Origin of the sequence: Sphingobium amiense (assembly GCF_003967075.1) — a bacterium.
In the GTDB taxonomy this organism is placed as follows: Bacteria; Pseudomonadota; Alphaproteobacteria; order Sphingomonadales; family Sphingomonadaceae; genus Sphingobium; species Sphingobium amiense.
This window is the reverse complement of record NZ_AP018664.1, coordinates 2,390,483-2,403,768: the sequence shown is the minus strand read 5'-3', so window position 1 is coordinate 2,403,768 and position 13,286 is coordinate 2,390,483. Positions and strand designations below refer to the sequence as shown.

Annotated in this window: 14 protein-coding genes; 9 read left to right on the top strand and 5 right to left on the bottom strand. The window is 66.5% G+C overall.

The window, feature by feature from the left end; all coding sequences use genetic code 11:
- Positions 1 to 64 precede the first annotated feature (64 nt).
- The 3 genes from SAMIE_RS11550 to hflK form a co-directional block, all read right to left on the bottom strand.
- Positions 65 to 1,567: a Do family serine endopeptidase gene (locus tag SAMIE_RS11550; RefSeq protein ID WP_066699183.1), complete on the bottom strand. Its 1,503-nt coding sequence runs from the start codon at positions 1,565 to 1,567 to the stop codon at positions 65 to 67.
- A gap of 133 nt (positions 1,568 to 1,700) precedes the next feature.
- Positions 1,701 to 2,546 carry a protease modulator HflC gene (gene hflC, locus SAMIE_RS11545; protein WP_066699185.1) on the bottom strand — a complete coding sequence of 282 codons (846 nt, stop codon included), beginning with the start codon at positions 2,544 to 2,546 and terminating at the stop codon, positions 1,701 to 1,703.
- On the bottom strand, positions 2,546 to 3,667 hold the full coding sequence (hflK, locus tag SAMIE_RS11540) for an FtsH protease activity modulator HflK (protein WP_174522209.1): 1,122 nt from the start codon (positions 3,665 to 3,667) through the stop codon (positions 2,546 to 2,548). The genes hflC and hflK overlap by 1 nt, the downstream gene beginning before the upstream one ends.
- Before the next feature lie 74 nt (positions 3,668 to 3,741).
- Here hflK and SAMIE_RS11535 point away from each other — a divergent pair, with 74 nt between their 5' ends.
- The gene (locus tag SAMIE_RS11535; protein ID WP_066699187.1) at positions 3,742 to 4,704 is read left to right on the top strand and encodes an Mrp/NBP35 family ATP-binding protein; all 963 of its coding nucleotides are present in this window, start codon (positions 3,742 to 3,744) and stop codon (positions 4,702 to 4,704) included.
- 1 nt (position 4,705) lies between these two features.
- Here the strand turns inward: SAMIE_RS11535 and SAMIE_RS11530 are convergent, their stop codons facing one another.
- Positions 4,706 to 5,164 carry a GNAT family N-acetyltransferase gene (locus SAMIE_RS11530; RefSeq protein ID WP_066699289.1) on the bottom strand — a complete coding sequence of 153 codons (459 nt, stop codon included), beginning with the start codon at positions 5,162 to 5,164 and terminating at the stop codon, positions 4,706 to 4,708.
- 87 nt (positions 5,165 to 5,251) lie between these two features.
- On the opposite strand from SAMIE_RS11530, the gene SAMIE_RS11525 reads away from it, so the two are divergent.
- Genes SAMIE_RS11525 through SAMIE_RS11495 form a run of 7 tightly spaced genes read left to right on the top strand, consistent with a single transcriptional unit; the run spans position 5,252 to position 11,523 of the window.
- Positions 5,252 to 5,686: a CoA-binding protein gene (locus SAMIE_RS11525; RefSeq protein WP_066699189.1), complete on the top strand. Its 435-nt coding sequence runs from the start codon at positions 5,252 to 5,254 to the stop codon at positions 5,684 to 5,686.
- 39 nt (positions 5,687 to 5,725) lie between these two features.
- Positions 5,726 to 7,993: a molybdopterin cofactor-binding domain-containing protein gene (locus SAMIE_RS11520; protein ID WP_066699191.1), complete on the top strand. Its 2,268-nt coding sequence runs from the start codon at positions 5,726 to 5,728 to the stop codon at positions 7,991 to 7,993.
- On the top strand, positions 7,990 to 8,991 hold the full coding sequence (gene hemH, locus SAMIE_RS11515) for a ferrochelatase (RefSeq protein ID WP_066699201.1): 1,002 nt from the start codon (positions 7,990 to 7,992) through the stop codon (positions 8,989 to 8,991). The genes SAMIE_RS11520 and hemH overlap by 4 nt, the downstream gene beginning before the upstream one ends.
- Positions 8,992 to 9,018: 27 nt before the next feature.
- The gene (phbB, locus tag SAMIE_RS11510) at positions 9,019 to 9,741 is read left to right on the top strand and encodes an acetoacetyl-CoA reductase (protein ID WP_066699203.1); all 723 of its coding nucleotides are present in this window, start codon (positions 9,019 to 9,021) and stop codon (positions 9,739 to 9,741) included.
- The gene (locus SAMIE_RS11505) at positions 9,741 to 10,034 is read left to right on the top strand and encodes a ribbon-helix-helix domain-containing protein (RefSeq protein ID WP_066699209.1); all 294 of its coding nucleotides are present in this window, start codon (positions 9,741 to 9,743) and stop codon (positions 10,032 to 10,034) included. Before phbB ends, SAMIE_RS11505 begins: the two co-directional genes overlap by 1 nt.
- A 36-nt stretch (positions 10,035 to 10,070) precedes the next feature.
- Entirely contained in the window at positions 10,071 to 10,835 is a 765-nt protein-coding gene (locus tag SAMIE_RS11500; RefSeq protein WP_066699212.1) for an energy transducer TonB, read from the top strand.
- Positions 10,836 to 10,839: 4 nt separating this feature from the next.
- Positions 10,840 to 11,523, top strand: coding sequence for a Fe2+-dependent dioxygenase (locus SAMIE_RS11495; RefSeq protein ID WP_066699213.1), 684 nt, complete (start codon positions 10,840 to 10,842; stop codon positions 11,521 to 11,523).
- A 4-nt stretch (positions 11,524 to 11,527) separates the two neighbouring features.
- Here the strand turns inward: SAMIE_RS11495 and SAMIE_RS11490 are convergent, their stop codons facing one another.
- The gene (locus SAMIE_RS11490; RefSeq protein ID WP_066699216.1) at positions 11,528 to 12,496 is read right to left on the bottom strand and encodes a magnesium and cobalt transport protein CorA; all 969 of its coding nucleotides are present in this window, start codon (positions 12,494 to 12,496) and stop codon (positions 11,528 to 11,530) included.
- A 232-nt stretch (positions 12,497 to 12,728) separates the two neighbouring features.
- Here SAMIE_RS11490 and SAMIE_RS11485 point away from each other — a divergent pair, with 232 nt between their 5' ends.
- Positions 12,729 to 13,241: a 3'-5' exonuclease gene (locus SAMIE_RS11485; protein ID WP_332004606.1), complete on the top strand. Its 513-nt coding sequence runs from the start codon at positions 12,729 to 12,731 to the stop codon at positions 13,239 to 13,241.
- The last annotated feature ends 45 nt before the right edge of the window (positions 13,242 to 13,286 follow it).

Sequence of the window (13,286 nt, the reverse complement as noted above, 5' to 3'; positions counted from 1 at the left end):
GGCCCGAACGGGTCCGATATGGCGCACCGATCCTAGCGAACGGGGCAGGGGCGGCAAGTGCCTCTTATTTGTCGCGCAGGCGCACCGGCAGGAAGATCGGCTGCTGTCCGCGACGCAGCACCTGAAGCAGGATCGCGTTGCGGCCCTGTGCCGCCACGGCCTTCACCTGCGCGTCCAGTTCCGCCTGGCTCGCGACCGGGCGATTGTTGGCGCTGATGATGACATCGCCACGCCGCAGCCCCTTGGCGCCTGCGTCGGTGGAGCCGTCGACCGCAGTGATGACGACGCCGCGCGTGTCGGCGGCGACGCCGAGCTGGCGGATGATCGTGGGGGTCAGCGGAATCGCCGAAATGCCGAGCGACTGCTGCGCCGCCTGACCCGGATTCTGGTCCTGCTGGCTGAAATCGTCGTCATCCTGATTCTGCGCGAAGCTGTTCAGTTCGTCTTCCGACGGACGTTCGCCCACCACCGCCGTCACCGTCTGGCGCTGGCCGTTGCGGATAAGGACGATGGGGACGCGCGATCCGATCGGCTGGCTCGCGACGATGGAAGACAGATTCTGATCGGGGCTGACTTCCTGACCCGCGACGCTGACGATCACGTCGCCTGCCTTGATGCCTGCCTTCTCCGCGCCCTTGCCCGGCTCGACGCCCTGCACGAACTCGCCGCGATTCTTCGCAAGGCCCAGCGAGTCGGCGAGGTCTTCGCCCAGCGGGCTGATCTGCACGCCCAGATAGCCGCGCTTGATCGCTTCGCCCTTCATCAACTGCTGCACGATGGGCGCGGCCTGTTCGGACGGGATAGCGAAGCCGATGCCGACATTGCCGCCCGAAGGCGAGAGGATCTGGCTGTTGATGCCGATCACATTGCCGCGCATGTCGAACATCGGGCCGCCGCTATTGCCCTGGTTGATCGACGCATCGGTCTGGATGAACTTGTCGTAGGTGCCGCCGGTGCCGCGATGCAGGGCGGAGATGATGCCCGCCGTCACCGTCCCCGACAGGGCGAAGGGATTGCCGATCGCGACCACCCAGTCGCCCACGCGCGCCTTGGTGCTGTCACCGAACTTGACGAAGGGAAGCGGTTTTGGCGAGACGATCTTGAGCACCGCAAGGTCGGTCGCCGGATCGCGGCCCACCAGCTTGGCGGTATATTCTTCCTTGTTGGTCAGCGTCACCGTGATTTGCTCGACGCTCGCGCCTTCCGCGCCCGCCGACACGACATGGTTGTTGGTGACGATGTAACCGTCCGCCGAGATGATGAAGCCCGACCCCAGCGACTGCGCCTGCCGCGTCTGCGGCTGGCCCTGACCCATGCCGAACATGTCGCCGAAGGGGGTGCCGGCGAACGGGTTCTGCACCTTTACCCGCTGCTTGGTCGAAATGTTGACCACGGCGGGCTGGAGCTTTTCCACCATGTCGGCGAGGCTGGCGGGAGCGCCCGCCGGGGCTGCGGCCTGAAGCCCCTCATTCTGCGCGACCTGCGCGCCGACGTTGGAAGCGGTGGTGACGGCGATGGCGGTGCCGCCGAGGAGCAGGGCGCCGGTGATGGCATAAGCGTAACGCACTCGTGACGGTCCTCTTCAGATCTTTAGGGAAAGGCAAGGGGCGGGACTGGTTCGGATGGTCCTCAAAAATGCGCCGTCTTGCCTTAACCCTGTTTGAATGACGCTGGTTCCGTAATGATCTCCGGGCGGCGGTTCAGCGCCGTCCCTGAAACTGTTGCAGGAACTCGTTGTTGGGCGAAAGGATGATGTTGGTCTGCCCGGTCCGGTCCGGCGAGAAGGTGTAGCGATAGCTCTGCATGGCCCGGTAGAAATCGTAGAATTGCGGGTCTTTGCCATAGCTTTCGGCATAGATACGGGCGGCGTTTGCGTCGGCCTCCGCGCGGATGATCTGGGCCTGCTTCGCGCCCTGCGCCCGGATGGTCAGCGCCTCCTGCTCGCGCGCGGTGCGCATGCGGGTGAAGGCGCTTTCGAGCGGCGTGCCATCGGGCAGGTCGGCCCGCTTGATCCGCACGTCCACGATCTCCGCGCCATATTGGCGGGCGACGCGGTTAAGGCCGGTCTCGATATTCTGCATCACCTGCCCCCGCTCGGGGCTGAGCAGCGCGGCGAAGGGACGTTTGCCCAGCTCGTTGCGCAGCGCGGAGCCGAGGATCGGTCGCAGCGCGTCCGACACCCGCTCCTCGCTGCCCGCCGCGATATACATGCGCAGGGGATCGACGATCCGGTATCGGGCAAAGGCATCGACCTGAAGCCGCAACTGGTCGGTGGACAGCACCTGCTGCCGCTCCATTTCGACCGACAGCACGCGCTTGTCGATCCACACGATCTGATCGACAAAGGGCACGCGCAGAATGACGCCCGCGCCGGTCTGGCCAAAACTCTCGTTGGACCGGTAGCGGTTGATGATCGCCTTGGGGTCGCCGAAGCGGACGATGACGCCCTGCTTGGTTTCGGGAACGATGGCGATAGTGCTGCCCAGCAGGATGAGCGCGAACAGCGCGATCAGCGCCAGCGCGACGGGATGGCGTGCGATGCCCATCAGCGTCCCTCCACAGTGGTCGCGCTTTCGGCCGGGGCCGGCTGGGCGCGCTTCTTGAGTTCGGGGAGCGGCAGATAGGGCGTCACATTATTCCCTTCGACGATGGTCTTGTCGACGTTCGACAGCACGCCCTCCATGGTTTCATAATACATGCGGCGGCGCGTGACTTCGGGCGAGAGCTTATATTGCTCATACACCTTGTCGAAGGCCGCGGCCTCGCCCTGCGCCTTCGCCGTCACCTGCTGCGCGGCGGCGCGGGCTTCGTTGAGATAGGTCTGCGCGGTCTGCTGCGCCGCGGACACCGCCTTGAACGCATCGTTCACCGCCGTGGGCGGATCGGCCTGCTTGATCGCGACGCCCTGGATGCGGATGCCCGACTTGTAGCCGTCGAGGATCTCCTGCATCTTCTGTTCGACCTGCTGTTCGATGGTGGTGCGTCCCGCGCCCAGCGCATCGTCGAGGCTCACGCTCGCCAGCACCGCGCGCATCGCGCTTTCCGCGACTTCGCGCACGGTCGCGTCGGGATCGGAAAGCTGGAACAGGTAAAGCTCGGGATTGCGGATGTTCCACCGCACCGAATAGGCGAGGTCGATGATGTTCTGGTCGCCGGTCAGCACCAGATTCTCGCTCTCCGCGCTCACCGACCCTATGTCGATGGTCCGGATTTCCTCGACATCCACCGTCGTCACCGCCTCGAACGGGGCGGGCAGGGTCAGGCTGATCCCCGGCGTCAGCGTGCGGCTATATTTGCCGAGCAGGGTAACGACGCCGCGCTCCTGCGGGCCGACACGGTGGAAGCTCGTCAGCACCAGCCACAGGACGACGATGATGGCGATGGCGATCGGCCACAGCGCCTTGCCCGCCGCCCGGGGGGGCAGGCCGCCGAAGCCGCCGCCGTTTCCGCCGCCATTGCCGAAGCTCTCGCGCCCGCGCCGTAGCAGTTCCTCGATCGCGGACGGGCCTTTCTGCGCGCCGCCGGGGCGGCCGGGCTGGGTCCACGGATTGCGCGGGCCGCTGTCGCCGCCTTTCTTTCCGTCTCCGTCCGGTCCGTCATTCTTGCCCCCCCAGGGGCCTTGGACCATCGCTGCGATCGCGGGTATCCACCCGAATTTTCCTGTCATGGCCTCTTCTATAGGTAGGAGACGCCCCGAAAAACAGTGCCAATGGCCGCGATTATTTCCTAGAGGGTCTCGCCATGACCGATCTTGCCGATTTTACCGCCCGCCTTTCCGCCCTGACCGAAGGTCGCGCCAGCGTCCCGCGCGTGAAGGACGGGGTGATGACTCTGGTCCTCGACGTGGCGGGTCTCGGCCCGGCGCAGCGCGAAGGCCTTGCCGCCGCCATCCGCGAAGGCGGCCTCACTGTGCCGGGCGTGAACGAAGTGCGCGTCGTCGAGACCGCCGAGCGCAAGCCGCTGCGCATCCTCGCTATCGCATCGGGCAAGGGTGGAGTCGGCAAGTCCACCCTGTCCGCCAACCTCGCGGTCGCACTACACCGGCTGGGCGTGAAGGTCGGTCTCGTCGACGCGGACATTTACGGCCCCTCGCAGGCGAAGCTGATGGGCAGCGAGGACAAGAAGCCCGTCGCGCAGGACAAGAAGCTGGTGCCCGTCACCGGCGTCGCCGACATCCCGATGCTGTCGATGGCGCATCTGGTGGAGCCGGGTAAGGCGCTGGCATGGCGCGGCCCGATGGCCGGCAATGCGCTGGGGCAACTGATCGACGCGGATTGGGGCGACACCGAACTGCTGGTGGTCGACATGCCGCCCGGCACCGGCGACATCCAGCTTTCGATGGTGCAGAAACACAAGCCCGCAGGCGCGCTCATCGTCTCCACACCGCAGGATCTCGCCCTCATCGACGCGACCCGCGCCGTCAGCCTGTTCGATCAGGCGGGCGTCCCCATCGTCGGCGTGGTCGAGAATATGGCGGGCTACGCCTGCCCCCATTGTGGCGAAGTTTCCGATCCCTTCGGGCAGGGCGGGGCGGAGCATGTCGCGGGCGACCTTTCCGCCCCCTTCCTCGGCCGCATTCCGCTCGCCATCGACATCCGCCGCCGCTCCGATGCGGGCGATCCTCCTGCGGCGGGAGAAGGCGCGCACGCCGACGCCTTCATGGCCATCGCCCGCAAGCTCACCGATTGGCTGAAAACTGCCTGACCTACAGGCTCAGATGCAGGAACTGATTGAACGCGCTTTTTTCATAGTCTCCAAAGGCCGGACCTTCGATGAAGCCATGCCGACGGTAAAGCGTGAGGGCCGGATCGAAGGCCGGTCCGCTGCCCGTCTCCAGACTCAGCCGCGTCATGCTCCTTGCCCGCGCCTCCGCCAGGATGTGCCTCAGCATCGCTGCTGCGACGCCCCGCCGCAAATGGTCCGGATGCGTGCGCATCGACTTGATCTCGCCATGATCGGGCCGGATCGCGCGTAACGCTCCAATACCGACGACATGACCATCATCCCATGCGGTCCAGACGCTCAGGTCGCTGGCCCGCATGGCGTCGAGATCCAGCGCGAATACGGCGCCAGCGGGACTGTTGTCCTGCATGCCCGACAGGTGGAGGGCGAGCAGGGCGACGGTCTGCGGTTCGGCGAGATCGGCGGCAAGAATATCGAACATCACCCAACGCTAGTCCCGTGTCCCGGCAAAGCAACTGCCTTGCACAGTGCCCGGCGCTCCCCATCTGGAATGGGAAGGAGACACGCCATGCCGCTTACCGCCCCGCAGGACATTGCCGACCTGCTCGACGAAACCCGCACCATCGCTCTGGTCGGCATATCCGACCGGCCCGACCGCGCCAGCTATTCGGTCATGGCCTTCCTTCAAAACCATGGCTACCGCGTCCTGCCCGTGAACCCGCAACTTGCGGGCGAGCATGTGCATGGTGAGTTCGTCTGGGGCCGCCTGTCCGACATCGGGGTGCCTATCGACATGGTCGACATCTTCCGCCGCAGCGAAGCGGCGGGCGAGGCGGTGGACGATGCCATCGCGGCGGGCGCGAAGTCGGTCTGGATGCAGATCGGCGTCGTCAACGAAGCCGCTGCCGCCCGCGCGGAAAGCGCGGGCCTGAAGGTCGTGATGGACCGCTGTCCCGCCATCGAGATACCGCGCCTCGGCGTCGCGCCGATTTCGCCGCAATAGCGCTAGGCAACCGCATCGCCGCCCCCTATCAGGACGCCTATGGGGCGTGCACCGCGACAGCTTGCGACCGGGAGGAAGGGCATCGACCGCCGCAGCCTGCTGGTCGGCGGCGGCGGGGCGGCGGGGCTGCTCATCGCGTGGGGGCTGTGGCCGCGCAACTACAGGCCCAACCTCAAGGCAGGGCCGGACGAGACGGTCTTCAACGCCTTCCTCAAGATCGACCGTTCAGGGCAGGTCATCGTCGTCGTCCCGCAGACGGAAATGGGGCAGGGCGTCACCACCCTGCTGCCGCAGATCGTCGCCGATGAACTGGGCGCGGACTGGCGCACCGTCGCTGTCCAGAGCGCACCCGTCAGCCCGCTCTACGCCAACACGCTGCTGGCGAAGGAATGGCTGGAAAGCGACTGGACGCGCCTCTTCGGCGCAGCCGGCGATTGGGCGCTCGATCAATATGCGACGCGCAGTGCGCTGATGCTGACGGGCGGGGGCACGTCCGTCGCGATGTTCCACGACGCCTGCCGGGACGCAGGCGCGGCCGCGCGCGTGCTGCTGTGCAAGGCGGCGGCGGCGCGCTGGGACGTTCCGTGGGAAAGCTGCGACATTCAGGATGGCCTCATCACCGATGGAGCCGACCGCCGCATGAAAATTGGCGAGGTGGCCAGCGACGGTGTGAACTTCGACCTTCCGACCATTTTTCCCTATCGTCAGGGGCAGGACGGCCGCCTGTCGGGACAGGATCTGCCGCGCCTCGACACCCCGTCCAAGATCGACGGCAGCCATAATTTCGCCGCCGACATCCGCCTGCCCGGCATGGTCTTCGCTTCGATCCGGCAGGGGCCGATCGGCGACGCAATCCTCGCAGGCCTTGACGAACGCGCGCCCGCGTCCGTCACCGGCTTCCTCAAGCTCATAAAGCGGGACCGCTGGGTCGCGGCGGTGGCGAGCAACTGGTGGGCGGCGAACAGAGCGCTCGATCTCGCCGATCCCGTCTTCACCCTGCGCGGCCGCCCGGTTGACAGCGAAGGGATCGACGGCGCGCTGGAAGCGGCTTTCTCCGGCGGTGCGGGCAAGCGGCTCTATGCGCAGGGCGACCTGCTCCCCGTGTTCGAGAAAGCGACCATCCTTGCCAGCGAATATCAGGTCGATGCCGGCCTGCACCTCGCGCTCGAACCGCCCTGCGCCACCGCGCGGGTGACGGGGGAGGGGGCCGAAGTCTGGATGGCGACGCAAGCCCCCGGTCTCGCGCGGGACGCCATCGCCGACGCGCTCGGCCTGTCCGCCGATGCCGTTACGCTTTACCCCCTCCACGCAGGCGGCTCCTTCGGGCGCGCGATGGACTGGGACGCGGGCGTGCAGGCGGCGCTCCTGTCGCAGGAAATGGGCCGCCCGGTGCAGCTTCTCTGGTCGCGGGCGGAGGATGTCATTCAGGACCGCCCGAGCGCCCCCGCCAAAGCGCGCATGGCAGCCAAGCTCGGCCGCAACGGCGCAATCGAAGGCTGGCTGGCCAAAGTCGCCGCCCCCTGCGCCATGACACAGACATGGGGCCGCATCGCCGACCGCAAGTCGCCAGCGCAGGCCGCCGCCGATGCCGCCGGAACCTCGACCCGGCTCGCCGTCGCGGGCGTGGCGCTGCCCTATGCCGTTCCCAACTGGGCGATCGACCATTATCCGGCGGACGTGGGCTTGGCCCTCGGCTTCGCGCCGGGCAACGCCCGCCTGCATGGAGCCTTCTTCACCGAATGCTTCATCGACGAACTGGCGTATCTGGCGAAGGTCGAGGCATTGTCCTTCCGTATCCAGATGCTCGGCGGCAACCCCCGTCTTGCCCGGTGCCTTTCCACCGCCGCCGCGATGGGCGGCTGGCAGGGCGGGATCGAGGGCAGCGGTCAGGGGATCGCGGCGCATATGGGTGGCGGCGCCTATGGCGCGGTGATGGTCGAGGCGGAAATGGCAGGGGAGGGCATCAACGTCACCCGCATCGTCGCCGCCATCGACGCGGGCGATGCCGTCAATCCCGACATCCTGCGCCAGCAGGTCGAGCGCGGCCTGATCTACGGCCTCGCCTATGCGACAGGCGCGTCGGTGCCCTATGCCAAGGGGCTTCCGGCGCGCGCGATCATGGGCCGCATGGGCCTGCCGCGCCTCGCCGATGTGGGTGAAGTCACCGTCGAACTCATTCGCAGTACCGCCGCGCCGGTCGGCGTCGTCGATGTCGCAGCGCCGCTTGTCGCGCCCGCCATCGCCAACGCCCTGTTCACATGGACAGGGCAAAGGCTGCGCTCGCTTCCGCTAGGGAGCATGGCATGATCCGGCCCCCCGACCATCCCGCCATTCCCGCGCCGCGCGTCGGCGTTCTCCTCATCAACCTCGGCACGCCCGATGGCCCCGACCCGGCCTCGGTGAAGCGCTACCTCGCGGAGTTTCTCTCCGACCCGCGCGTGGTGGAAATCCCGAAGCTTGTGTGGCAGCCGATCCTGCGCGGCGTCATTCTCACCACCCGTCCGAAGAAGTCGGCCCATGCCTATAGCCAGGTGTGGACCGAGCGCGGTTCGCCACTCGCCTTCCACACCCGCGACACCGCCTTCGGCGTGCAGCAGGCGCTGGGTGACAAGGTGCTGGTCGACTGGGCGATGCGCTATGGCAATCCCTCGATCCCCTCGCGGCTCGCCGCGATGAAGCAGGCGGGCTGCGACCGCATCCTCCTCGCGCCGCTCTACCCGCAATATAGCGCAGCGACGACCGCCACGGCGAACGATGCCGCCTTCGCCGCGCTGAAGGCGATGCGCTGGCAGCCCGCCGTTCGCACGCTGCCGCCCTATCATGATGATCCCGCTTACATCGCGGCGCTGAAGGGATCTATCGAAGCGCATCTGTCCGCGCTCAACTTCGCGCCGGATGCGCTGCTCGCCAGCTTCCACGGCATGCCCGAACGCACGCTGCATCTGGGCGACCCCTATCATTGCCAGTCGGTCAAGACCGTCCGCCTGCTGCGCGAGGCGCTGCCGCTCCCTGTCCATATGAGCTTCCAGTCGCGTTTCGGCCGGGCGAAATGGCTGGAGCCGGAGACCGAATCGACCCTTGCTCAAATGGTGGAGAAAGGTGTCCGCAATGTTGCTGTCGTGACACCGGGCTTTGCCGCCGACTGCCTTGAAACGCTGGAGGAAATCGCGTTGCGGGCGAAAGAGGTTTTTCTGGCGAAAGGCGGCGAGAAATTCGCCTATTTGCCCTGTCTAAATGCGTCCGGCGAAGCTATCACCCTGTATCAGAGGCTGCTGAGCCGCGAGCTTTCGGGTTGGATCGACTGACCCTGTTTCCAGGAAGAGGATGCGCATATGTCGAGAGTGGCGATCGTGACGGGTGGAACACGGGGCATCGGCGAAGCGATCAGTCTGGCATTGAGGGACATGGGCTACACGGTCGCCGCCAATTATGGAGGCAATGAGGAGAAGGCGCGGGCCTTCTCCGACCAGACCGGTATCGCGGCCTATAAATGGGACGTGGGCGATCATCAGGCGTGCCTAGACGGTTGCGCGCAGGTGGCGCAGGATCTGGGTGCGATCGACATCGTCGTGAACAACGCAGGCATAACCCGCGACGGCGTGCTCGCCAAGATGAGCTTCGATGACTGGAACGAGGTCATGCGCATCAACCTTGGCGGCTGCTTCAACATGGCGAAGGCGACCTTCGGCGGGATGCGCGAGCGCGGCTGGGGCCGCATCGTCAATATCGGCTCGATCAACGGGCAGGCGGGCCAATATGGGCAGGTGAACTATGCCGCCGCCAAATCGGGCATCCACGGCTTCACCAAGGCGCTGGCGCAGGAAGGCGCGAAATCGGGCGTCACCGTCAACGCTATCGCGCCCGGCTATATCGACACCGACATGGTCGCCGCCGTGCCCGCGCCGGTGCTGGAAAAGATCGTCGCGAAAATCCCGGTCGGCCGGCTTGGACAGGCGCATGAAATCGCGCGCGGCGTCGCTTTCTTCTGCAGCGAGGAAGGCGGCTTCGTGACCGGCAGCACGCTGTCGATCAACGGCGGCCAGCATATGTATTGATGGACAGGGGCGGTTCCGACATGGCTCCGGAGCCGCCCTTCGCGCCGCCGGTCAAGCGCAGCGTGACCATCGCCGGGCACCAGACCGCGATCAGTCTGGAGCCGCTGTTCTGGGACGCGCTGCGCCGCGCGGCACAGGGCGAGGGGCTGCCGCTCAACGCTCTTATCGCCCGCATCGACACGGCCCGGCTGGCGGCGGCATCGACCCCCAATCTCGCCAGCGCGATCCGTTGCTGGCTGTTCGCGCGGGCGCTATCTGTTGATCCGGATAAAACCGCAATTGATTCGCATTAGTGTTCGCGTTATGGCGGCGGCGAAGGGAGGCAGGACATGCTTCAAGCCGCAAGCCGCGCGTTCGACGACGACCGGTCCGATCTGTTCGATCAGCCTCAACCGGCTGCGCGCTCGCATGCGGCGCCGGCCGCGCTCCCCGTCGCTCCCGCGCGCTACGGATCGCAATCGCGCCTGAACCTGCCCGTCATTCTGGCGATCGTCCTTGTCCACGGCCTGCTGCTCGCTCTGTTCCTTCAGATACGCAATGAAGTGCAGAGGCGGCAGGAAGCGAAGCTGACCGTCGTCAATCTGACGCCGCCGCCCCCGCCTCCCGCCGCTGCCGACACGCCGCCGCCTGCGCAGCCGCAGGTCGCCGCGCCCCCGCCGCTCGTCCAGACGCCCGTGACATCCGCGCCGCAGGTGCAGACCGCGCCCGCGCCGGTCGCCTTTGCGCCGCCCACCATAGTCGCGCCCCCGTCGCCCGCACCCGCCGCCGCCCCTGCGGCAGCTCCGGCTCCCCCCGCTATCGTGCAGGCGAGCGACCTCGGCACCCAGATGCTGTCGGGCAAGCCGCCCCGCTACCCCATTGAAAGTCGTCGCAGGCGAGAGCAGGGCACGGTTGCGCTCGCGCTGGTGCTCAGTCTCGACGGCTCGGTCGAAAGCATCAGCATCGCCCAGAGCAGCGGCTTCCCGCGCCTCGACGATGCCGCCCGCGACGCGGTGAAGGGCTGGCGCTGGAAGCCGACCCTGCGCGGCGGCCAGCCGGTGCGCGTGCGGGGCACGGTCGAAATCCCCTTCGTGCTGAAGACCGGCGCGGCCTGACACGATGCTGATCGCCATTCCCGACCTGCTCGACGCAGCGGGCGTTGCAGCCATCCGCGCGCTCGTCGACCCTGCGGACTGGATCGACGGCAACGCCACGTCCGGCCCGCAATCCGCCCTCGCCAAGCGCAACCTGCAATTGCCCGAAGACAGCGCCGTCTCGCGGCAGGCAGGGCAGATGGTGCTGGAGGCGCTGGGCCGTTCGCCGCTGTTCATCGCCGCGGCGCTGCCGCTCAGGATATTCCCCCCGCTCTTCAACAGCTATTCAGGCGGGCAGGCGTTCGGCGTTCATGTCGACAATGCCGTGCGCGTCCAGTCGTCCACGGGCCTGCGCGTCCGTTCGGACCTGTCCATGACGCTGTTCCTCGAAGAACCGGACGCCTATGATGGCGGCGAACTCACCATCGAAACGCAGTTCGGCGTCCAGCAGGTCAAGCTCCCCGCCGGGCACGCGGTCCTCTATCCGTCATCCTCGCTGCATCGGGTCGAACCCGTGACAAGGGGTCGCCGGGTCGCCAGTTTCTTCTGGCTTCAGTCGATGGTTCGCGACGATGCCGCGCGCCAGACGCTCTTCGATCTCGACCGTGCCGTGCAGGGCGTTGCCGCCGAACTGGGGCAGGACCATGGCGATGTCATCCGCCTGACCGGCGTCTATCACAATCTCCTGCGCCGCTGGGCCGACGCCTGAGCGCTCAGAGCCATTTCAGCTTTTTGAACCGGGTGTAGAGGATCGCGCAGATCACCGCGATCACGCCGAGCACCACGAAATAGCCATAGCGCGTGCGCAGTTCGGGCATATGTTCGAAGTTCATGCCGTAAATGCCCGCAATCGCGGTCGGCACGGCCAGGATCGCGGCCCATGCCGCAAGCTGGCGCGTGATGTCGCCGGTGCGCTGCTGCTCCAGCAGGTTGGACGATTCGAACACGCTGTTCAATATCTCCCTCAGGTCGTCGACCATCGTCTGCACCCGCCGCACATGATCGCGCACGTCATTGAAGTAGAGCCTTGCTTCCGGATCGACGCAGGGCAGGTCGATCTTAACGAACTTGGTCGCGACCTCATGCATCGGCACCAGGATGCGAGAAAAGCGGATCAGCTCGCGCCGCAGGGTGAAGATGCGCGTCACTTCCTCGCGCCCGAGGAAATGATCCAGCATCTGCTGTTCCATCGCCAGCACTTCCTCTTCGATTCCCTCGATGATCGGCAGGTAGCCGTCGACGATGAAGTCGAGGATCGCGTGCGCGACATAATCCACCCCCTGCGCCAGCCGCTGGGGCATCGCTTCCAGTTCGGCTCTCAGCTTGAGATGGGCGCGCGCCGATCCATGACGCACGCTGATGATATGGTCCTGCCCGATGAAGAGCGCGGTTTCGCCATAATGGATGCCGTCATCCTCGATATGCGCGGTGCGCGCGACGACGAACAACTGGTCGCCGTAGACATCGACCTTGGGAAGCTGGTTCGCGTTGATCGCGTCCTCGACCGCCAGCGGATGAAGGTTGTAGGTGCGCGCCAGCGTCTTCATCTCTCCGGGCGAAGGGTCCGCGACGCCGATCCAGATAAATTCCGACTTGTCCTGCGCACAGGCGACGCGTTCGTCGATGGCGACGGGACGGACCCGCTGCCCGTTGCGATAGAGATAGGCGGCGATCACGGTCATGCGGCACGGCATCCTTGCTTCCTCGCCACCGGCTAGCAGAAGTCGGCGATGCTGTCGCGACCGCCTTGCGCTTCGTCCCGCCCACGGTCCGCCTCATATGATTTTTCCACAACCGGCTGGTGTGTGACTTCGGCCTGACATAGTTGCGGGCGAAGGGGGTATCGGGCCGATGCGTGGCAGCCTTGGGGAGGGGGCGGCCGCGCCGTCATGCTGGAGCCGCGCCTTGACGATCATGACTATCGACTTCGAGGCGTCCTGCCTGCCGCGCCACGGACGGTCTTTCCCCATCGAGGTCGGCATTGCCACTCCGGTCATGAGCCGGAGCTGGCTGATCCGTCCGACGGACGAATGGCTGGGGTGGGACTGGACCGCAGAGGCGGAGGCGCTGCACAACCTCACCCGCGACCGCGTTCTGCGCGAAGGATTGCCCGCCGCGCAGGTGCTGGCCGAACTGGCGCAGACGGTCGGAAATTGCCGCCTCGTGTCCGACAGCAGCCTCGACCGATACTGGCTCGACCGGCTGGCCGAGGCTGCCGGAAAGCCCGCCCCCTTCGCCATTGACCATGCGGGCAGCCTGTTCGATGAAGCCGGGACATCCTCCGCGACCGTCGCTGCCGCCATCGCGCGGGCGAGCGCGCAGGTCAGCGCCCGGCATCGCGCCAGCGCGGACGCGCTGTGGCTGGCGCATGTTCTCGATCACGCGCTCGCCCCTGAACCGGCCCCGATGATGGAAGCCGCGCAATAGGACAGCGACGGATCAGCAACAATTTGTCATCCCCGGCCCATATGG

What these genes read in the sequence shown, in the direction of transcription:
- hflK (WP_174522209.1), bottom strand. Translation starts at nt 3,667, where the DNA reads ATGACAGGAAAATTCGGGTGGATACCCGCGATCGCAGCGATGGTCCAA.
- phbB (WP_066699203.1), top strand. Translation starts at nt 9,019, where the DNA reads ATGTCGAGAGTGGCGATCGTGACGGGTGGAACACGGGGCATCGGCGAA.
- SAMIE_RS11535 (WP_066699187.1), top strand. Translation starts at nt 3,742, where the DNA reads ATGACCGATCTTGCCGATTTTACCGCCCGCCTTTCCGCCCTGACCGAA.
- SAMIE_RS11520 (WP_066699191.1), top strand. Translation starts at nt 5,726, where the DNA reads ATGGGGCGTGCACCGCGACAGCTTGCGACCGGGAGGAAGGGCATCGAC.
- SAMIE_RS11500 (WP_066699212.1), top strand. Translation starts at nt 10,071, where the DNA reads ATGCTTCAAGCCGCAAGCCGCGCGTTCGACGACGACCGGTCCGATCTG.
- SAMIE_RS11525 (WP_066699189.1), top strand. Translation starts at nt 5,252, where the DNA reads ATGCCGCTTACCGCCCCGCAGGACATTGCCGACCTGCTCGACGAAACC.
- SAMIE_RS11505 (WP_066699209.1), top strand. Translation starts at nt 9,741, where the DNA reads ATGGACAGGGGCGGTTCCGACATGGCTCCGGAGCCGCCCTTCGCGCCG.
- SAMIE_RS11490 (WP_066699216.1), bottom strand. Translation starts at nt 12,496, where the DNA reads ATGACCGTGATCGCCGCCTATCTCTATCGCAACGGGCAGCGGGTCCGT.
- SAMIE_RS11485 (WP_332004606.1), top strand. Translation starts at nt 12,729, where the DNA reads ATGACTATCGACTTCGAGGCGTCCTGCCTGCCGCGCCACGGACGGTCT.
- hemH (WP_066699201.1), top strand. Translation starts at nt 7,990, where the DNA reads ATGATCCGGCCCCCCGACCATCCCGCCATTCCCGCGCCGCGCGTCGGC.
- SAMIE_RS11495 (WP_066699213.1), top strand. Translation starts at nt 10,840, where the DNA reads ATGCTGATCGCCATTCCCGACCTGCTCGACGCAGCGGGCGTTGCAGCC.
- SAMIE_RS11530 (WP_066699289.1), bottom strand. Translation starts at nt 5,164, where the DNA reads ATGTTCGATATTCTTGCCGCCGATCTCGCCGAACCGCAGACCGTCGCC.
- hflC (WP_066699185.1), bottom strand. Translation starts at nt 2,546, where the DNA reads ATGGGCATCGCACGCCATCCCGTCGCGCTGGCGCTGATCGCGCTGTTC.